Source organism: Neopararhizobium haloflavum (genome assembly GCF_002750855.1).
Classification (GTDB): Bacteria; Pseudomonadota; Alphaproteobacteria; order Rhizobiales; family Rhizobiaceae; genus Georhizobium; species Georhizobium haloflavum.
The window spans coordinates 89,777-109,237 of sequence record NZ_NWUC01000004.1 but is presented as its reverse complement, the minus strand read 5'-3'; the positions used below and the strand labels follow the sequence as shown (position 1 = coordinate 109,237).

Annotated in this window: 18 protein-coding genes and 1 pseudogene; 12 read left to right on the top strand and 7 right to left on the bottom strand. The window is 62.0% G+C overall.

The genetic code is table 11. The annotated features are described in order from the left end of the window. Positions 1–40: 40 nt before the first annotated feature. A complete protein-coding gene (locus CN673_RS10510) occupies positions 41–2,176 on the top strand; it encodes a GumC family protein (protein ID WP_157928870.1) in 2,136 nt (711 codons plus the stop codon). 35 nt (positions 2,177–2,211) lie between these two features. Here the strand turns inward: CN673_RS10510 and CN673_RS10505 are convergent, their stop codons facing one another. Continuing rightward, a complete protein-coding gene (locus tag CN673_RS10505; RefSeq protein WP_099866448.1) occupies positions 2,212–2,433 on the bottom strand; it encodes a DUF2842 domain-containing protein in 222 nt (73 codons plus the stop codon). 136 nt (positions 2,434–2,569) lie between these two features. On the opposite strand from CN673_RS10505, the gene CN673_RS10500 reads away from it, so the two are divergent. Then, positions 2,570–3,676, top strand: a complete 1,107-nt coding sequence (locus tag CN673_RS10500; protein WP_099866234.1) for a COX15/CtaA family protein — start codon at positions 2,570–2,572, stop codon at positions 3,674–3,676. A gap of 3 nt (positions 3,677–3,679) precedes the next feature. Here CN673_RS10500 and argC read toward each other — a convergent pair whose 3' ends face one another. From argC to CN673_RS10475, 5 genes are all read right to left on the bottom strand, one after another. Further along, a complete protein-coding gene (gene argC / locus CN673_RS10495) occupies positions 3,680–4,618 on the bottom strand; it encodes an N-acetyl-gamma-glutamyl-phosphate reductase (RefSeq protein WP_099866233.1) in 939 nt (312 codons plus the stop codon). 70 nt (positions 4,619–4,688) lie between these two features. Then, positions 4,689–5,654 carry an agmatinase gene (gene speB / locus CN673_RS10490; RefSeq protein WP_099866232.1) on the bottom strand — a complete coding sequence of 322 codons (966 nt, stop codon included), beginning with the start codon at positions 5,652–5,654 and terminating at the stop codon, positions 4,689–4,691. A gap of 156 nt (positions 5,655–5,810) precedes the next feature. Continuing rightward, positions 5,811–6,290 carry a 30S ribosomal protein S9 gene (rpsI, locus tag CN673_RS10485; RefSeq protein WP_099866231.1) on the bottom strand — a complete coding sequence of 160 codons (480 nt, stop codon included), beginning with the start codon at positions 6,288–6,290 and terminating at the stop codon, positions 5,811–5,813. A 2-nt stretch (positions 6,291–6,292) separates the two neighbouring features. Then, positions 6,293–6,757: a 50S ribosomal protein L13 gene (gene rplM / locus CN673_RS10480; protein ID WP_099866447.1), complete on the bottom strand. Its 465-nt coding sequence runs from the start codon at positions 6,755–6,757 to the stop codon at positions 6,293–6,295. A gap of 193 nt (positions 6,758–6,950) precedes the next feature. Then, complete coding sequence (locus tag CN673_RS10475) at positions 6,951–7,397, bottom strand: PaaI family thioesterase (protein ID WP_099866230.1); 447 nt, start codon at positions 7,395–7,397, stop codon at positions 6,951–6,953. A gap of 97 nt (positions 7,398–7,494) precedes the next feature. Between CN673_RS10475 and CN673_RS10470 the strand changes: the two genes are divergently transcribed. From CN673_RS10470 to hupB, 10 genes and pseudogenes are all read left to right on the top strand, one after another. Continuing rightward, complete coding sequence (locus tag CN673_RS10470) at positions 7,495–8,325, top strand: enoyl-CoA hydratase (RefSeq protein WP_099866229.1); 831 nt, start codon at positions 7,495–7,497, stop codon at positions 8,323–8,325. Positions 8,326–8,409: 84 nt separating this feature from the next. Next, positions 8,410–8,772 (top strand): annotated as a pseudogene (locus CN673_RS21310) (VOC family protein); the annotation flags it as partial. Between the two features lie 33 nt (positions 8,773–8,805). Then, complete coding sequence (locus tag CN673_RS21305) at positions 8,806–9,378, top strand: CoA-binding protein (RefSeq protein WP_114149041.1); 573 nt, start codon at positions 8,806–8,808, stop codon at positions 9,376–9,378. A gap of 60 nt (positions 9,379–9,438) precedes the next feature. After that, on the top strand, positions 9,439–10,722 hold the full coding sequence (locus tag CN673_RS10460) for an O-acetylhomoserine aminocarboxypropyltransferase (protein ID WP_099866227.1): 1,284 nt from the start codon (positions 9,439–9,441) through the stop codon (positions 10,720–10,722). Then, positions 10,722–11,066 carry a cupin domain-containing protein gene (locus CN673_RS10455; RefSeq protein WP_099866226.1) on the top strand — a complete coding sequence of 115 codons (345 nt, stop codon included), beginning with the start codon at positions 10,722–10,724 and terminating at the stop codon, positions 11,064–11,066. The genes CN673_RS10460 and CN673_RS10455 overlap by 1 nt, the downstream gene beginning before the upstream one ends. Before the next feature lie 43 nt (positions 11,067–11,109). Then, a complete protein-coding gene (locus CN673_RS10450) occupies positions 11,110–12,210 on the top strand; it encodes an NAD(P)/FAD-dependent oxidoreductase (RefSeq protein ID WP_099866225.1) in 1,101 nt (366 codons plus the stop codon). 138 nt (positions 12,211–12,348) lie between these two features. Continuing rightward, positions 12,349–12,981 carry an ATP-dependent Clp protease proteolytic subunit gene (locus CN673_RS10445; RefSeq protein WP_099866224.1) on the top strand — a complete coding sequence of 211 codons (633 nt, stop codon included), beginning with the start codon at positions 12,349–12,351 and terminating at the stop codon, positions 12,979–12,981. Positions 12,982–13,285: 304 nt separating this feature from the next. Further along, the gene (gene clpX / locus CN673_RS10440) at positions 13,286–14,563 is read left to right on the top strand and encodes an ATP-dependent Clp protease ATP-binding subunit ClpX (protein ID WP_099866446.1); all 1,278 of its coding nucleotides are present in this window, start codon (positions 13,286–13,288) and stop codon (positions 14,561–14,563) included. 292 nt (positions 14,564–14,855) lie between these two features. Further along, positions 14,856–17,273: an endopeptidase La gene (lon, locus tag CN673_RS10435; protein ID WP_245409854.1), complete on the top strand. Its 2,418-nt coding sequence runs from the start codon at positions 14,856–14,858 to the stop codon at positions 17,271–17,273. Between the two features lie 214 nt (positions 17,274–17,487). Further along, a complete protein-coding gene (hupB, locus tag CN673_RS10430; RefSeq protein ID WP_099866223.1) occupies positions 17,488–17,760 on the top strand; it encodes a DNA-binding protein HupB in 273 nt (90 codons plus the stop codon). A 56-nt stretch (positions 17,761–17,816) separates the two neighbouring features. Here hupB and CN673_RS10425 read toward each other — a convergent pair whose 3' ends face one another. Further along, positions 17,817–19,460, bottom strand: a complete 1,644-nt coding sequence (locus CN673_RS10425; protein ID WP_157928868.1) for a M20/M25/M40 family metallo-hydrolase — start codon at positions 19,458–19,460, stop codon at positions 17,817–17,819. Position 19,461: the final 1 nt, after the last annotated feature.

Here is a 19,461-nt window from a genome sequence, read left to right as displayed (position 1 = left end):
TCGGTCGGAATTCGCCATCATCGCAGCGGAGATTCACATCATGTCCAACAGCGCAGAGGCACGCGGGGACGTCGACATCGATATCATGCGGCTGGCGGCGGCGTTGTGGGAACGGCGGTTCATGATGATCGCCATCACGCTTGCTGCCGGTCTCATCGCGTTCCTGTTCGCCAGTTCCCTCGCTCCGGTTTATCGCGGCGAAAGCCGGGTCCTGATCGAGGAACGCGAGGCGGCGATCACGCGCGCCGGGGAGGGCCTTTCGCGCGATGCCATGCTGGATGAGCAGGCCATTGCCAGTCAGGTCGAGGTGATCCGCGCCGCCGACAGCATCCGCGAAGTCGTGCGCGAACTGGATCTGGCCTCCCGCGCCGAGTTTGATCCGGCGGCCCAGCCGTCGATCGTCAACGATATCATGGTGTTCCTGGGAGCAGCCGACGATCCGCTGGAAGAAGCCTCGATCGACCGGGCCGTTGCCGCATTTCGCGAGAAGCTTCAGGTTTACCAGATCCAGAACTCGCGCGTCATCGCGATCGAATTCTCGTCGGAGGATCCTCAACTGGCCGCCGAGGTCGCCAATGCGCTGGCGCGGGTCTATCTGCAGATCCAGTCCGGTGCCAAGCTGACCTCGAACTCGAATGCCACGGCCTGGCTCGAACCCGAAATTGCGGATTTGCGCGAACGGGTGCGCACCGCGGAAGCCAAGATTGCCGATTATCGTGCCGAGTCGGACCTTTATCTGGTCGCCCAGAACGATACGCTGGTCGCGCGTCAGCTCTCCGATATCGCTGGCGAGCTGGCGCAGGTTCGCTCCGAGCGCGCCGACGCCGAAGCGCGCGCGGCCAATGCGCGCCAGGCACTCGAAGCCGGCCGGTCGGTCGACACGGTCAGCAGTGTGCTCGATTCCGGCCTGATCCAGCGCCTGCGCGAGCAGCAGGTCGCGCTGCAGTCCCAGATCGCTGATCTCTCCACGACACTGCTGGGCAACCACCCGCGCATTCGCGGGCTTCGCGCACAATTATCTGCCATCGACGATCAGATCGCGGGCGAAGTGCGCAAGGCTTTGGCCAGTCTTGAGACGAATGCCGAGGTGGCCCGCCTGCGCGAAGCCGAACTTGCCGGGCAGCTCGAAGTCATCAAGGCCAGCTCGGCCCAGGCTGATGCAGAGGGTGTCGAACTGCGCGCACTGGAACGCGAAGCGGCTGCCGAACGGCAACTCCTGGAAACCTATCTCGCCCGCTATCGCGAGGCCATTTCGCGAGGCGACCCCAATGCGCTGCCCGCCGATGCGCGCATTATTGCCAGCGCCGTGCCCGCGAGCGAGCCATACTATCCCAAGGTCTTGCCAATCACGATTGTCGTGATGGTCGCGGCACTGCTCATCCAGATGATCATCGTATTGCTGGCCGAACTCTTTTCCGGGCGCGCGCTGCGGCCTGCCGCCGGCGAATTGCCTGTCACCGCCATGGCCACAACGGGTCAGGCCAGCGGAAACCTCCATACGGCGCTGCCTGCTCCGCTGGACGCAGGGCAGGGCACCGGCGCCCCGGCTGCCGCACCGCGCGTCGACGTGGCGGATGAAGACGAAGAGGACTTCTCACCGGCTGCCATCGCCGCCATCTTGTCCGCCCGGCGGGCCCATCTCGTCGCCGGGCTTTCGCCGGAAGGCGACAGGGCATCTGTCGGTATGGTCTATCTCGCCCGCAGCTTGGCAGCTGCTTCAAAGCGTGTGCTTCTCGTCGACATGACCGGCAGTGGCGCCCCAGGTCGCATGATGCTCGGCACCGCACAGCCCGCTGGCATCACCAACCTCCTGTGCGGCGGCGTGACGATTGCCGAGACCATACAGGCCGACCAGGAGTCGGGCGCCGACGTCATTCCGCTCGGCAATGCCGATCCCGAGCGCGCCATGCGTGGAGCGTCGCGTCTGCACATGATCATCGAAGCGGTGGGCGACGCCTATGATGTCGTGATCGTGGAATGTGGGAGCACCCACATAGACAGCGTGGTGCGCATGCTGGGTGGGGCCGATCTCAACATCGTCCTTTCCGTCATCGATCCCGACGAGGATCTGGTGCCCCGCGAATTGGAAGCGCTCTACCGGGCCGGCTTCGATGATGCGCTGTTGATGCTCGCGGAAGACGATGGGCTCGGCGCGCGGCGCGACAGCGCAGCCTAGGGTCAGGAGGCTCCGATCCCGGCTTCGCCTGCGCGTCAGCTCGGTTTCTTCGCCTTGGGCGGACGTTCCATCCACCGAATGATGAACATGGCGGGAACAACCCAGAGCACGCCGGTCAGCAAGAAATAGATGAGGTGAACCCACCAGGCCGACTCGGCCAGCCGGTATGTTGCGACGGTGGTTGCAACGAGCGCGTAGATCACGGCGAGCGCGACGATAAGCACCGTTCCGACAAGCTTCTTCAATCTGACTGGCATCGCTGGCTCCTTGGCGTCCCCGACATAACGGCTTTTGGCGGCGGTGCAAGCGGCGCGACCCGATGCCGCAAACTCAGCCACCTTGCAATGGACGTGGCGCTGATGCACATCCTCGCCGATCGCGAAGGACCACGAAATGAGCGTTATCGACACAGCGCCCGCGGCGAGCAATGCCGCCCATCCTGCCGACACGCTTGAGCGCCGCGTGAAGAACCGGCGCCTGGTGCGCATTTGGCTCGGCGTCGTGCTCCTGATGATTTTCGCACTCGTCATCGTCGGCGGAGCAACGCGTCTGACCGAGTCCGGCCTGTCCATCACCGAGTGGAAACCGATCCACGGCGTCATTCCGCCCTTGAGCGAAGCAGAATGGCAGGAGGAACTGGAACTCTATCGGCAGATCCCCCAATACCAGGAAATCAATCGCGGCATGAGCCTTGACCAGTTCAAGACGATCTACTGGTGGGAATGGGCGCATCGTTTCCTTGCACGCGGCGTCGGTATCGCCTTCGCTCTGCCGCTCGCCTTCCTTTGGTTGACTGGCAGGGTCGAGCCGCGCCTGCGTTGGCCACTGGTCGGTCTTCTGGCGCTGGGCGGTCTCCAGGGTTTTGTCGGATGGTGGATGGTGGCGTCCGGCCTGACGGAACGCATCGACGTCAGTCAATACCGATTGGCGACCCATCTGACGCTGGCCTGTCTGATCTTCGCCGCCATCTTCTGGGTCATGCGGGCGCTTGCACCGCATTCCGGCGATCATCCTCCCACCGCGCGCTCTCATCTGGCAGCGGGCGGCCTCGTGGTCCTGATCATTCTTCAGATCTACCTAGGTGCGTTGGTCGCCGGTCTCAATGCGGGCTGGGCCTACAATACCTGGCCACTCATGGACGGCGCGATCATACCGGGCCAACTCTTCGTGACAGACCCTGCCTGGCTCAGCGTGTTCGAGAGCGGCAAGACCGCCCAGTTCGTCCACCGCATGACGGCCTATGCTCTGTGGATCGGCGCGCTCGCGCACATGGTCATCGCGCTGCGCCGTGCGCCGGGAACGACCCACGCCAACCGGTCCATCGTGCTCTTTGCGCTGGTTACCTGCCAGGCGGCAGTCGGCATCGCCACGCTGCTCATGCATGTGCCGATCGGCTGGGCTCTGATGCACCAGGGCGGCGCCGTTGTCGTTCTCGGCTTTGCGATCGCGCATTGGCGGGCGTTTTACGGCGCCTATCTGCTCGATGACGCCAAGGTTTGAACCCTACTGATCGCCGAAGAGCATCAGGTCGAGATTCTGCGCGGCAGCGCCTGACGCGCCCTTGCCCAGGTTGTCGAGCACCGCAACGACGTTGACGTGCTCGCCACCTTCCGTGCCGAACACATAGATCATCATTGTGTCCTGCCCATTGAGCGCGGTCGGGTCGAGCCGGCTGATCTGCATGCTGTCGTCCAGCGGCACCACATGCACGACGGACTGGCCGGCATAGTGCTGAACCAGGGTCTGGTGCACATCGCGCATGCTGCACGTGCCTTCCATCTCATCCAGATAGAGCGGCACCTGGACGGCCATGCCCTGCGCAAAGCGTCCGACGGATGGCGAGAACAGGGGCGTGCGCTTCAAGCCGCTGCGCATCTTGATCTCGGGCACGTGCTTGTGCTTGAGCGTCAGCCCGTAGAGGAAATGCGGCGCGCCCAGATACTCGGGATGGCTCTCATCCTCCATCTGCGCGATCAATTGCTTGCCGCCACCCGTATAGCCGGAAACGGCATTGATCGTGACCGGATAGTCGGAGGGCATGAGACCGCGATCGATCAGGGGCTTCAGAATGCCGATCGCGCCGGTCGAGTAGCAGCCCGGGTTGGACACGAAGCGGGCGGAGGCAATCTGTTCGGCGCGGTCCGGGTCGCTTTCGGCGAAACCATAGATCCAGTCCGGGTCGGTCCGGTGCGCGGTGCTGGTATCGATGATCCGCGTCTTCGATGAGACGCCGAGCATGGCCACCGCTTCGCGGGCGCCGTCGTCGGGAAGGCACAGGATGGCGACATCCGCTTCGCGCAGGAATTGCTCGCGGAGATCATTGTTGCGGCGCTCGGCCTCGGGGATGGAGATGATCTCGATATCCTCGCGCGCTTCAAGGCGCGAGCGGATCTGCAGTCCGGTCGTGCCGTGTTCGCCGTCGATGAAGATTTTCGGTTTCATCTCACCCTTTCCAATCGTCTTTGCTGATCAGCGCCTTGGCTGGCGTTCCGGATTCACTATCCGAACGCGTTCATGTGCCGGAAGCCGGCTCGGATGCCCGTCTCTCGGCCAGAAGTCCGAGCGTATACATCGCGACGGTGGCACCGGCAATGGCGGTCACGTCGGCATGATCGTAGGCTGGCGCAACCTCGACCACATCGGCGCCGCGGATGTCGAGGCGGCGAAGCTGGCGAAGGATCGACAGGATCTTGGCCGAGGTCGGACCACCGGCGACCGGCGTTCCGGTCCCCGGCGCGAATGCCGGGTCGAGACAGTCGATGTCGAAGGTGAGATAGACGGGACGCCCGCCCGTGCGCGCAATGATCCGGGAGGCGACGTCGCCCGAGCGCATGTCTTCCAGTTCGTGTCCATGGATGATCTGGATACCGAAATCCTCGGGTGCATGCGTGCGGATGCCGATCTGGATGGACGTGTCCGGGTCGATGATCCCGTCGCGCACGGCACGGGCCACGAATGAGCCGTGGTCGATGCGCTTGCCGTCGTCGAACCAGGTGTCCTGGTGGGCGTCGAACTGCACCAGCGAAAGCGGGCCGTGAACCGCCGCGTGCGCCTTGAGCAGCGGCCAGGTGACGAAATGATCGCCCCCGAGGGTCAAGAGAAAGGCGCCGGATTTGAGGATATTCCCTGCCTCCCGCTCGATCGTTGCTGGTGTCTTCTGGTGGTTGCCGTAGTCCAGCAGGCAGTCGCCGTAGTCGATGACGGCCATGTCCTCGAAGAGATCGCGGCCGAAGGGATATTGCGGATCATTGTCGAATATCGCGGAGGCGCGACGGATCGCCTGCGGCCCGAAACGCGCTCCCGGACGGTTCGAGACCGCTGCGTCGAACGGAATTCCCCATACGACGGCATCTGCCCCTTTGAGAGATTTCGTAAAGCGCCGCCGCATGAACGACAACGCCCCGGCATAGGTCGGATCGCTGGCAGCGCCGCGCATGGCACCAGCCGTGAAGGCATGGTCGATCGACTTCGAAGGCATGGCCGTCCCTTTCCGGATGTTCTGCCTCAAGAGCGCGACCGCGCGGGGCAGGGCCCTTGTAGGCTCGTCGGAGGGAAAATGGAAAACTCGTCGGGATAAGGCAACAAAAAAGGCGGGATCGAAATCCCGCCTTTGCATGGTGCTGGTCGCCAGCGCTTAGCGCTTGGAGAACTGGAAGGACCGGCGGGCCTTGGCCTTGCCGTACTTCTTACGCTCGACGACGCGGCTGTCGCGTGTCAGGAAGCCGCCCTTCTTGAGGACGCCGCGTAGTTCCGGTTCGTAGTAGGTCAGCGCCTTGGAGATGCCGTGACGGACAGCGCCGGCCTGGCCCGAAAGTCCGCCGCCTGCAACCGTTGCCACGACATCGAACTGGCCGTTGCGGTTGGCCGCGACGATCGGCTGCTGAAGAACCATCTGCAGCACCGGACGCGCGAAATACTTCTCGAACTCGCGGCCGTTGATGGTGATCTTGCCGGAACCCGGCTTGACCCAGACGCGCGCGACGGCGTCCTTGCGCTTGCCGGTCGCATAGGAGCGGCCCTGCGCATCGACCTTGCGCTCGTGAACCGGACGGGCCGGCTGCTCGGATGCCGTTGTGGCCTGGCCGAGTTCTTCCAGGGAATTCAGTTCAGCCATGATCAGGCAGTCCTCTTGTTCTTGGCATTCAGAGCGCCGACGTCGATCGTCTGCGGCTGCTGGGCCTCATGCGGATGGTTCGTGCCGGCATAGACCCGGAGGTTCTTCATCTGGCGACGACCGAGAGGGCCGCGCGGGATCATCCGCTCGACAGCCTTCTCAACGATGCGCTCGGGAAAGCGGCCCTCGAAGATTTGGCGCGCCGTGCGCTCCTTGATGCCGCCCGGATAGCCGGTGTGCCAGTAATACTTCTTGTCGGTGTACTTCTTGCCCGTCAGCACCGCCTTGTCGGCATTGATGATGATGACGTTGTCGCCATCGTCGACGTGCGGCGTAAAGGTCGGCTTGTGCTTGCCGCGCAGACGGTTGGCGACGAAGGTGGCGAGGCGTCCGACGACGATGCCTTCTGCATCGATGACGATCCACTTCTTCTCCACCTCTGCAGGCTTCTGCGAGAAGGTCTTCATGGAATTGTCTTTCCTTTTCATCCCAATGCCCGAAAGCAAGGGCGTTTTTTGTTGCTTGCCTTCCCGCGCGCGACACGATCACGCTGCTGGAAGGTCGCGAGGTCTATAGCCGAGACCTTCGTGCGGGTCAATCTGACCATGCCGGCTAAAGTGAAGAAGAGCTAAGAAAAAACAAAGGCTTAGAAGAGCGGTATTATTTTACCACAGCTACTCGGTCTGGCGGGATGGAGTAGGTGGCGCTTGCCTGTGCCACGAGCATACCGCTCTCGTCTGTGATGGCCACGTCGACCACCGCTAGCCTCCGGCCAAGTTTCAGCAAACGGCCGGTGCCGAAAAGCGGCTGTCCATCGGCCGGCTTGCGCAGGAAATTGATGGAAAGATTGGTCGTGACCGCGAGCGCGACCGGGCCGATATGGCCGAGAATGACGACATAGGCCGCCAGATCGGCGAGCGTGAACAGCGTCGGGCCCGACACCGTCCCGCCCGGCCGCAGGTGACGCTGATTGGGATTAAGCCGCATCACGGCACGTCCGGGCTCGATCGAGTCGATCGTAAACGCCTGTCCATCGGCATTGATCTGCGGAAACTCGTCTTGAAGGAACCGTTCCAGTTCCTCGACCCGCATGACCGGCTTGTCCATCGCTGACCTCCCTGCGCCCGTGCGCAATTGAAGGGGCTGGATGCCATGCGTCAAGTCGTGCCAAAAGACCGTTGGAGCGAAACGAGGAGCATGGACCATGGCAGACATCGTGGCGATCAACCCATCCAGCGGGAGTGCCCATGACGGCCTGCTGGTGGCCCAGCGCCATGAGGGCATCCTCCGTCTGACGATGAACAATCCACCGGCCAATGCGCTGTCGATCGCCCTGATGGAAGCGATGCTGGCCGCGCTTGAGGAAGCGCATGCGGACGATGCGGTTCGCGTCGTCATCATCGCGTCGGCGGCGAAGGCGTTCTCGGCCGGTCATGATCTGAAGGAGTTGACGCGCAACCGCACCGGAAAGGACGGTGGCCGGGCATTCTTCGACAGGACAATGCGACTGTGCGCCAAACTGATGCAGACCATCGTCGCGCTGCCAAAACCGGTCATCGCCGAGATCGACGGCATCGCGACAGCCGCAGGATGCCAGCTCGTTGCGTCCTGCGACCTTGCGATTTGTACGGACACGTCGGGTTTTGCCACACCGGGCGTGAATATCGGCCTTTTCTGCTCGACGCCCATGGTGGCGCTTTCGCGCAACGTCCACCGCAAGCAGGCGATGGAGATGCTTTTGACGGGAGAGACGATCGATGCCTCGACAGCCAAGGAGTTCGGCCTCGTCAATCGCATCGTGCCGAAAGAGTATCTGCGGCAGGTGGTCGACAAATACGCCAGCGTCATCGCCGGAAAATCGCCGCTGGTGCTGAAGATCGGAAAGGAAGCCTTCTACCGTCAGGCCGAGATGAGCCTCTCCGACGCTTACGACTATACCGCGCGCGTCATGGTCGAGAACATGATGGTGCGCGACGCCGAGGAAGGGATCGGCGCGTTCATCGACAAGCGAAAGCCGGAATGGACGGGCGAGTGATTTGCGCAAACGCTTGGTCTTGCCCCTGGCTCGGCGCACGAAGCCATTCTTCGACATCCCATTGAAACGACATGCCGAACTCTGATGACCTTTGATCCTCGCATTTCCCTCATCACGCTCGGGGTCGACAACCTCAGACGGGCAACGGCGTTCTACGAAGCGCTCGGATGGCGCCGCGCGCCGGCGTCCCAGCAGGGGGTGACCTTTATCCAGCTCGGAAACATCGTCCTCTCGCTCTTCCCGCGTGAGGAATTGGCGAAAGACGCAACGCTCATCGACAGCGGAAAGGGCTTCTCCGGCCTGTCGCTCGCCTACAATGCCCGTTCGCCGGAGGAGGTGGACCGGCTCGTGACGCTGGCGGTGGAGAAGGGCGGCCGGCTGGTCAAGACGCCGCAGAAGGTTTTCTGGGGCGGCTATTCCGGCTATTTCGCGGACACGGAAGGCCATCTCTGGGAAGTGGCGCACAATCCGTTCTTCCCGATGGACGAGCGCGGCAATCTGCGCCTTCCGGCGGTCGATCACGACAATTACCCCGACGGGGAGATCATCGATATCCTTCGCCGGGTCAAGACAGTGGCGATCGTCGGCGCGTCCGCCAATCCGGTGCGGCCGAGCTATTTCGTCATGAAGTACCTCCGCGACAAGGGCTATGACGTCCTTCCCGTCAATCCCGGCCAGGCGGGGAAAGATATTCTCGGCCAGCAAGCAGTTGCGGCGTTGGCTGACCTTCCCGTGTCGGTCGATATGGTCGATATTTTTCGCGCATCCGATGCCGTGCCGCAGCTGGTCGACGAGATTCTCGCCATGCCGTCGCTTCCCAAGGTGGTCTGGATGCAATTGGGTGTGAGAGACGATGCTGCAGCCGCTCGGCTGGAGGCGGCCGGAATTCGGGTGATCATGAACCGCTGTCCGAAGATTGAGTATGCCAGACTGTCTGGCGAGATCGGCTGGAGCGGCGTCAACAGCCGCAAGATCTCCTCGCGCAAGCCTGTCCTGCGTGATGGGTACCAAAGCTTCGGAATTCGCCAGAACTGCGATGATTCAACAAGCTAGACAATCGGCAGAGAGGTCTGAAAAGACTCCGATTATGCCGGTTTGAGAGAGGGACGTAAGATGGCCAACAACGAACCGGGATTTGCAACGCTGGCGATACATGCCGGGGCCCAGCCTGATCCGACGACGGGCGCTCGGGTGACGCCGATCTACCAGACGACCAGCTACGTTTTCGACGACACGGACCACGCCGCTTCGCTCTTCGGCCTCCAGGCCTTTGGCAACATCTATTCGCGCATCATGAACCCGACCCAGGCGGTTCTCGAGGAGAGGATAGCCGCATTGGAAGGCGGTACGGCGGCCTTGGCCACTGCTTCCGGCCACGCCGCGCAGCTTCTGACGTTCCACAACCTCATGCGTTCGGGCGACAATTTCATCGCCGCGCGCAGGCTGTACGGCGGTTCGATCAATCAGTTCGGCCATGCATTCAAGAATTTCGACTGGCAGGTGCGCTGGGCTGACCCCGCTGATCTCGATAGTTTCAAGAGCCAGATCGACGACAAGACCCGAGCGATCTTCATCGAGAGCCTTGCCAATCCTGGCGGAACCTTTGTCGATATCCAGGCCGTCGCGGACATCGCGCACGAGCACAACATCCCGCTCATCGTCGACAACACGATGGCGACACCTTACCTGACCCGCCCGATCGAACACGGGGCGGACATCGTGGTGCATTCGCTCACCAAGTTCATCGGTGGACATGGAAATTCTGTCGGCGGCGTCATCGTCGACGGCGGCACGTTCGACTGGTCGGCGTCCGGCAACTATCCCATGCTGTCGACCCCACGGCCGGAATACAACGGCATCGTCTTGCACGAGACTTTCGGCAATTTTGCTTTCGCGATCGCCGCGCGGGTGCTTGGCCTTCGCGATTTCGGTCCCGCGATCTCGCCGATGAACGCGTTTCTCATACTGACCGGCGTCGAGACCCTGCCGCTGCGGATGCAGAAGCATTCTGACAACGCGCTGGAAGTGGCGCGCTGGCTGAAGGCGCATGACAAGGTCGGCTGGGTCTCCTTCGCCGGCCTGCCTGATGATCCCAATCATGCACTCCAGCAAAAGTATGCGCCGAAGGGCGCGGGAGCCGTCTTTACCTTCGGTCTCAAGGGCGGCTACGAGGCGGGCATCCGCTTTGTCGAGGCGCTGGAGATGTTTTCCCACCTTGCCAATATCGGCGATACTCGTTCGCTGGTGATCCACCCGGCTTCGACCACCCACCGCCAACTGACGGCCGAACAGCAGGTCGCCGCCGGCGCCGGTCCTGACGTCGTGCGCCTGTCCATCGGTCTGGAAGACGTTTCCGACATCGTCGCGGACCTGGAACAGGCATTGGAGAAGGCGTGATGCGCCATATGCTGCGCGTCACGCGGGAGGGCGCGGAGCCAGAGTCCGATGCGCCCGATCCCTCGCGGGTGCTGGACGGCGCACCGCGCTTCACCACATGGAACATCGAGCAGACCGACAAGGGCCTCTTCGCCGGCCTCTGGCGTGCGACCCCCGGCAAATGGATGATCGCCTATGACGAGTGGGAGTACTTCCACGTTCTGGAGGGCCGCTCCGTCGTGACGCCGGACGGCGGTGATCCGGTCGAGCTCGGGCCAGGAGATTCCTATGTCCTCAGGCCGGGCTTCAAGGGAACGTGGGAAGTGATTGAAACGACTCTCAAAGAATACGTCATCCTGAGCTGAGCCTGATCCTCGGCGCCTTTTCCCGCAAAAGAACAAGGCTTTCATGAACGTCATCATCGTCGGCGCGGGCATCGCCGGTCTTTCCACGGCCTGGTCGCTGGTCAGGACAGGGCACCAGGTCGCGCTTTTCGAACAGGGACCGATTCCCAACCCGCTTGCTGCGTCCGGTGACCACCACCGCATCATCCGCCGCGCCTATGGGAAGGCCGCCGGCTATGGTCGTGCCATCACGGAGGCATATGAGGCGTGGGACACGATGTGGCTCGATCTTGGCCGCAGCCATCTCGATCCGCGCGGCTTCATGTGCATCTCGCGCGAGAAGGGCGATGAAGCCGAGGAGATGCGCGATGGGCTGGTCGACGGCGGCTATGAATTCGAGGATCTCACAGCCGCACAGGCAACTGGTCGCTTCCCGTTCCTGGACGAATCGTCAATTCGTTTCGCCTTCACCTCGCGCGAAGGCGGGGCTCTCCATTGCCGTCGCATCGCGGCCGATCTTGCCGAGTGGCTCACCCGTCACGGCGCGCGCCTTCATGAGCATACCAGGGTGGCCTCCGTCGACCCTACGCTTGGCAGCGTCAAAACGGCCGATGGCACGGTGCACCTGGCCGATCGCATCATCGTGACCGCCGGCGCCTGGGTGCCCAAGCTGTTTCCCGATGTGACGCGCGATCTGACGACATTCCGAACCGCGGTTGCCTATCTCGACCCGCCTGAGGAATTCCGCTCTGCCTGGGCCGATGCCCCGACCATCCTTGATGTCGGCGGAGACACTGACGGCTACATCATTCCGCCGAGCGGCGACGGTGGTCTGAAATTCGGCTCGGGATTGCACAAAAGGCCGGCCGCCGACGCCGATGCCGACCGCAGCCCGGAAGCTGGCGAAGGCGAGGCGATCCGCGATCTTTTCGCGGCGCCCTTCCGTCGTCTGGCCGAGTACAGGGTTACCGACGTGGTCAGCTGCGCCTACACCTTCACGGAGGACGAGCGCTTCTTTGCTGAAGTCCGCGACAAGGTACTGATCGTTTCGGCCTGCTCGGGGCATGGCTATAAATTTGGCGCCGCCGTCGGGCGGCGGGCCGCGCGGTGGGTGGATGACGCTGACACGGCGGGCCTGCAGCGCTGGCTCCGCGCCGAGGCTTAACGTTACCGCACGCTATCAGTCCCATTCGCCGCCCGCGTCTTGAAGATGGGCAGGCACACACTCTATGTAGGACAAAGCAAGAAAGAGTGATTCTCGCCCGGGCAGCGAAGCCGGGCTCAATTTTCAAGGGCTGATTGCATGACAAGAACGGTTGATACCGCCATGGCGCTGGTGCCGATGGTCGTCGAACAGACGAACCGCGGCGAACGCTCCTACGACATCTTCTCGCGCCTCCTCAAAGAGCGGATCATCTTCATCACCGGCCCAGTCGAAGATCAGATGGCAACGCTCGTCTGCGCGCAGCTTCTGTTCCTGGAAGCTGAAAATCCGAAGAAGGAGATCGCGCTTTACATCAATTCGCCGGGCGGCGTCGTGACCGCCGGCATGGCCATCTACGACACGATGCAGTTCATCAAGCCGGCCGTCTCGACGCTCTGCATCGGCCAGGCCGCGTCGATGGGTTCGCTGCTGCTGTGCGCTGGTCACAAGGACATGCGCTTTGCTACGCCCAACGCGCGCATCATGGTGCATCAGCCTTCTGGTGGATTCCAGGGACAGGCATCGGATATCGAGCGTCACGCGCAGGACATCATAAAGATGAAGCGGCGGCTTAATGAGGTTTATGTCCAGCATACCGGTCAAGACTATGACACAATCGAGCGTACGCTCGATCGCGACCACTTCATGACGTCGGAAGAGGCGCGCGACTTCGGCATTGTCGACAAGGTCATCGCATCGCGTGAGGCGATCGAAGCCGAAGGCGGAAAATGAATGTAGAAGGCGCTGGGCCTGGCCGTGTGATCCGGGCCGGACGCGCCCGAGCCATGGGCCGGCCATGCGCGGGCTGTTAAGTGCATGGTTACGTCGGATCGCTAGCCTGTTCGTAACTGCGCCGCATTGTTGCCGAGACGTGGCAAATCTGATTTTGTCAAGGGCACGATGCGTTAGGATGGCTTCAACGGTGCCAGGCGCCAAGGTCTGATTGCCACGAGAGCGCCGCCAGATTCGGGCCCGCTCTCGGTGGATTGAAAGTATTCCGAACGAACCGGTTCGGAAGTGCTGGAAGGAAATGGATATGAGCAAGGTCAGCGGCGGCAATAGCGGCGACTCCAAGAATACGCTTTATTGCTCCTTCTGCGGCAAGAGCCAGCACGAAGTGCGCAAGCTCATCGCTGGCCCGACGGTTTTCATCTGCGATGAATGCGTCGAGCTTTGCATGGACATCATCCGCGAGGAGAACAAGACCTCGATGGTGAAGTCGCGCGATGGGGTCCCCACGCCGCAGGAAATCATCAAGATCCTCGACGAATACGTGATTGGCCAGGATCAGGCCAAGCGCATTCTCTCGGTGGCGGTACACAACCACTACAAGCGGCTCGCCCATGCGGCCAAAGGGTCGGATGTCGAGTTGTCGAAGTCGAACATCATGCTCGTCGGCCCGACGGGCTGCGGCAAGACCTATCTCGCTCAGACGCTCGCTCGCATCATCGACGTGCCGTTCACGATGGCCGATGCGACGACACTGACGGAAGCTGGCTATGTCGGCGAGGATGTCGAAAACATCATCCTCAAGCTGCTGCAGTCCGCCGACTACAACGTCGAGCGCGCCCAGCGTGGTATCGTCTATATCGACGAGGTCGACAAGATATCCCGCAAATCGGACAATCCGTCGATCACGCGCGACGTCTCGGGCGAGGGCGTGCAGCAGGCGCTGCTCAAGATCATGGAAGGCACGGTCGCGTCCGTTCCGCCGCAGGGCGGGCGGAAGCATCCCCAGCAGGAGTTCCTTCAGGTCGACACCACCAATATCCTGTTCATCTGCGGCGGCGCCTTCGCCGGTCTCGACAAGATCATCTCGGCGCGTGGCGAGAAGACTTCCATCGGCTTCGGTGCGTCGGTCAAGGCTGCCGAGGATCGCCGGGTGGGTGAAGTGCTTCGAGACCTCGAGCCGGAGGACCTGGTGAAGTTCGGCCTCATTCCGGAATTCATCGGCCGTCTGCCGGTCATCGCGACACTGGAGGATCTGGATGAGGACGCCCTGATCCAGATTCTTTCCGAACCGAAGAACGCGCTGGTCAAGCAGTATCAGCGGCTCTTCGAGATGGAAGATGTCGAACTCTCCTTCCATGAAGACGCGTTGCGGGCCATCGCCAAGCTGGCCATCAACCGCAAGACCGGCGCCCGTGGTTTGAGATCGATCATGGAGAAGATCCTGCTCGATACCATGTTCGAGCTTCCCGCCCTTGAAGGGGTGCGCGAGGTCGTCATTTCGGATGACGTCGTCGAGGGGGCCGCGCGCCCGCTCTACATCTATTCGGAGCGGGAGGAGGAAAAGGGTAACGCAACTGCCTGATCCTCTCCGGACTGACACGGAAAAGCCCGCTTCGAGCGGGCTTTTTTGCGTCCGAAAGGCCGATTGTGCACAGCGAAAAATTGCGCGAGATTTGACAGTTGCATGACACCCGGCTTCAAGATGACTATGGCCGTGACAGCCCGCTCGGAGGGACTTGAAACGCCTGCGCCACAACGCCACTTACGCTTTTGAAACCACTCGGGGCACTCGCTTCGCCCTCGTACCGAAGGCGAGCCTTCCGTATCGGTCATCCCCCACAGATACGGCCGTCGGAAGGTGGAAAGGATAAACAATGAATGACAAGACCATGATTGAGGGCACGGATTCCTATCCGGTTCTGCCGCTGCGCGACATCGTCGTCTTCCCGCACATGATCGTGCCGCTCTTCGTCGGTCGCGAAAAATCCATTCGCGCCCTTGAGGAGGTCATGGGTGGAGACAAGCAGATTCTGCTTGCGACCCAGACCAATGCAGGCGACGACGATCCGGATACCGCGGCGATCTACACCATCGGCACCGTCGCCAACGTCTTGCAGCTGCTCAAGCTTCCCGACGGAACCGTAAAGGTGCTGGTGGAAGGCAAGACCCGCGCGGAGATCACCGGTTACTCGGAAGAAGAGAACTATTACGAGGCCTTCGCCAAGTCCCTCCCGGAGCCGGAAGAGGACACGGTCGAGCTCGAAGCGCTCGCGCGCTCGGTCGTCACCGAGTTCGAAAGCTATGTGAAGCTCAACAAGAAAATCTCGCCGGAAGTCGTCGGGGCGGCCAGCCAGATCGACGACTACTCCAAGCTCGCCGACACCGTAGGCTCGCATCTGTCGATCAAGATCGGCGAAAAGCAGGAGATGCTTTCCACCCTGTCGATCAAGAAGCGGCTGGAAATGGCTCTCGGCTTCATGGAGGGCGAAATCTCGGTCCTCCAGGTGGAAAAGCGCATCCGTTCGCGGGTCAAGCGTCAGATGGAGAAGACGCAGCGCGAATACTACCTGAACGAACAGATGAAGGCGATCCAGAAGGAGCTTGGAGACGGCGAAGACGGCCGCGACGAGATGGCCGAACTGGTCGAACGCATCGCCAAGACGAAGCTCTCCAAGGAGGCCCGCGAGAAGGCCGATGCGGAGATCAAGAAGCTCAAGCAGATGAGCCCGATGTCGGCCGAGGCGACCGTCGTCAGGAACTATCTCGACTGGCTTCTCGGACTGCCCTGGGGCAAGAAATCCAAGATCAAGACCGACCTCAACAACGCCGAGAAGGTGCTTGAGACCGATCACTTTGGCCTTGAGAAGGTCAAGGAGCGTATCGTCGAGTACCTCGCCGTGCAGGCCCGGTCCAACAAGATCAAGGGACCCATTCTGTGCCTCGTCGGTCCTCCCGGCGTCGGCAAGACCTCGCTTGCCCAGTCGATCGCCAAGGCGACCGGGCGCGAGTATATCCGCATGGCGCTCGGCGGCGTGCGTGACGAAGCCGAGATTCGCGGGCATCGCCGAACCTATATCGGCTCCATGCCGGGCAAGGTCATCCAGTCGATGAAGAAAGCCAAGAAGGCCAACCCGCTCTTCCTGCTCGACGAGATCGACAAAATGGGTATGGACTTTAGGGGAGATCCGTCTTCGGCGCTTCTCGAAGTGCTCGACCCGGAACAGAACTCGACCTTCATGGATCACTATCTTGAGGTTGAATACGACCTCTCGAACGTGATGTTCATCACCACGGCGAACACGCTCAACATTCCCGCGCCGCTGATGGACCGCATGGAGATCATCCGCATCGCCGGCTATACGGAAGACGAGAAGCTGGAAATCGCCAAGCGGCACCTGCTGCCCAAGGCGATCCGCGACCATGCCCTGCAGCCGAACGAGTTTTCGGTGAGCGATGCCGCCATCATGGAAGTCATCCGCACCTATACGCGTGAGGCTGGCGTGCGCAATCTCGAGCGCGAACTGATGAAGCTCGCGCGCAAGGTCGTGACCAAGATCCTGAAGGACAAGGACCTGAAGACCGTTGAGGTGACGCCTGAAAACGTTTCGGAATTCCTCGGCGTGCCGCGCTTCCGTCATGGTGAGATCGATGGCGAGGATCAGATCGGCGTCGTCACGGGTCTTGCCTGGACGGAAGTCGGTGGTGAACTCCTGACGATCGAAGGCGTCATGATGCCCGGCAAGGGCAAGATGACGGTCACCGGCAATCTGAAGGACGTGATGAAGGAATCGATTTCCGCGGCGGCATCTTATGTTCGCTCGCGTGCCGTCGATTTTGGCATCGAGCCTCCGCTGTTCGACAAGCGGGACATCCACGTCCACGTTCCCGAGGGTGCGACGCCCAAGGACGGCCCCTCGGCTGGCGTCGCAATGGTCACGGCCATCGTCTCGGTCATGACCGGTATTCCGGTGCGCAAGGATGTCGCGATGACGGGCGAGATCACCCTTCGCGGGCGTGTTTTGCCGATCGGCGGTCTCAAGGAGAAGCTGCTTGCCGCGCTGCGCGGTGGCATCAAGAAGGTGCTGATCCCCGAGGAGAATGCGAAGGACCTGCCGGAGATCCCGGATAACGTCAAGAACGGCCTGGAGATCGTCCCGGTATCGCGTCTCGGAGAGGTGCTGGAGCACGCCTTGGTGCGGGTTCCCGAACCGATCGAATGGGACGAGAGCACCGCGGTTTCCGTCGCCTCTCAGGACCTGCCGGACGAGGCCGGTGCCTCCGTCGCGCACTAGGCACGAGGGCATCTGATTCGTTCCTGATGAAGGACGTGCCTCACAACCAAGTGGAAAAACCGGGCGCAACGCCCGGTTTTTCGCATTCAAGCCTTAAAAACGCTGGAATACCGGGCTTTTCCGTGCAATTGGCTTGCGATTGCCAGGCGTCTGGAGAAGGATGCCGGACGATTTTCAACCAACTGTTTCATACCGATTTGAAAGGGGTGGAAACATGAACAAGAATGAACTCGTTGCTGCTGTCGCCGAAAAGACCGGCATGGCGAAGACCGAAGCCGGTTCCGCTGTTGAGGCCGTCTTCGAAGTGATCACCGGCGAACTCAAGGGCGGCGGCGACGTTCGTCTCATCGGCTTCGGCAACTTCTCCGTTTCACGCCGTGAAGCCTCCAAGGGCCGCAACCCTTCGACGGGCGCCGAGGTCGACATCCCGGCCCGCAACGTTCCGAAGTTCTCGGCCGGCAAGGGCCTGAAGGACGCGGTCAACTGAAGACCTAGACATACGGAGTAAGATAAAGCCCGGCTCAGCCGGGCTTTTTTCGTTCTTCAACGATCGGTCTCACCGCCGATCACGCTGCGGATGACTGATTGCACAAGCGCTGGGAGCACGCGGAACGTATAGTCGACATGCGTCCGTTCCAGCCAGTGGTGGTAGTCGCGGCCCCACGGACCGATATTGATCACGGGAATCGCAGCGCCGGCTTCATTCGCGTCGAGATCGATGCCTGTCCCCCACAAGGGTGAGTTCTCTGCCGTCACCGCCAGTCCGGCACCGTCGCGCGGCCCGAGGAAGCTCATATCTGATATTGCCGGAAAGAACGCCCTGCGCTCGATGCTGATGCCTTCGCGCTCACGGACCGGCGCCACGCCGGCCTCGATCAGGCGAGCCGTCTCTTCGCCTTGCCGCGTGGCCGGCCATGTGATGGCCGGGTAGGGCATGGAGGCGTTGCCGATAACGACCGCAGCTCCGTCGATGCCGACGCCGTCGACGAGGAATTCCGTCAGCTGCCGCGATCGCTCCGGCAGGTCGAGCGATGTTGCGGCGAGCGCATCGGCCCGTTGTGCAAAGGCGGCAATAAGGCCCGGCTGCCGGCCTGCCATGCCCATTAACTCGGCGAAGGAGAGCACCCGGATGTCGTTCCACACGGGCGTCGGGCTGATTGAGGCGCCCAGTGCCGCCGCGCGCTCGGCCATGCGCTGACGCGCGCGGGAGACGGCGCGCTCGGCAAGCATGCGTGCCGTCTCGAAGATGGCGATCGGGGTCCGCTGATAGGCGAGCACATTCCAGAACAGCCAGCTGCGTCCCGGTGTCGTGACGTTGTAGCAGTCCTTGTTGTCCTTCAGCGCGAGCGTGCTCGGCGGCGAGGCGACTTCACCGCGGGTAACTTCGCCAAGCTCGGGCGCGCATTCGAACTCGACGGCGAGCTCGGCGGCGAGATAAGCGCTGTTGACACCGTCGAAGGGATAGCAGGCGTGCGCGTCCTTGCCGACCACATAGGCACTGATGAGGAGTTTGCCGATGGAACCCATAGTGACGACGCGGCCATTCTGCCCGTCGCCCGTGTCGCAGGTGGCGTCGAGGTTGATCGCAAGCGGCACATCGAGCCCGCGCTCGGCCAGAAAGGCTCTAAGCATCGCCGAAATCGAGCGCATGCCACAGGAGTTTTCTTCCTCGTCGGGCGTTGCAATCAGGAGCACATTCCCCTCGCGCGCTTCCTCGCGGCTGAATGCTTCAAGCACGGCGATACCGGCCGCCACGCCGGATTTCATGTCGAGCATCCCACGTCCGGGCAGAAAGGCGCCACTCTCGAGATCGTGGAGCGCCTGCGGATGGCTGCCGGTGGTTTTCAGGCGTTCGATCAGCGCTTCGCGCAGAGCGTCGGGCGATCCGGCGAGCGGGGCAAGGTCGGTGTAGTCGTCGATCGGCACTACATCGAAGTGCCCGGCAAGCGCCACCGTCCGGCGCCCCGTGCCTCGCACCAGTGCAAGCACGCTTGCCCGACCGTTAGGATCGCCCGGAACAGGCACCAGCATGAGGTCTTCCGGGTGGTCCTTGAAATAGGGGAGCGCGCTGAGGAGATCGAGGAGGCGAGGGGCAAAGGCCGCTTCGTCCTTCGAGCCAGTCACACTCGGCCAGCCTACCAGCGTGTAGGAGAGTTCGCGTGCCCGCATGGCAAGATCGTCGTGCATT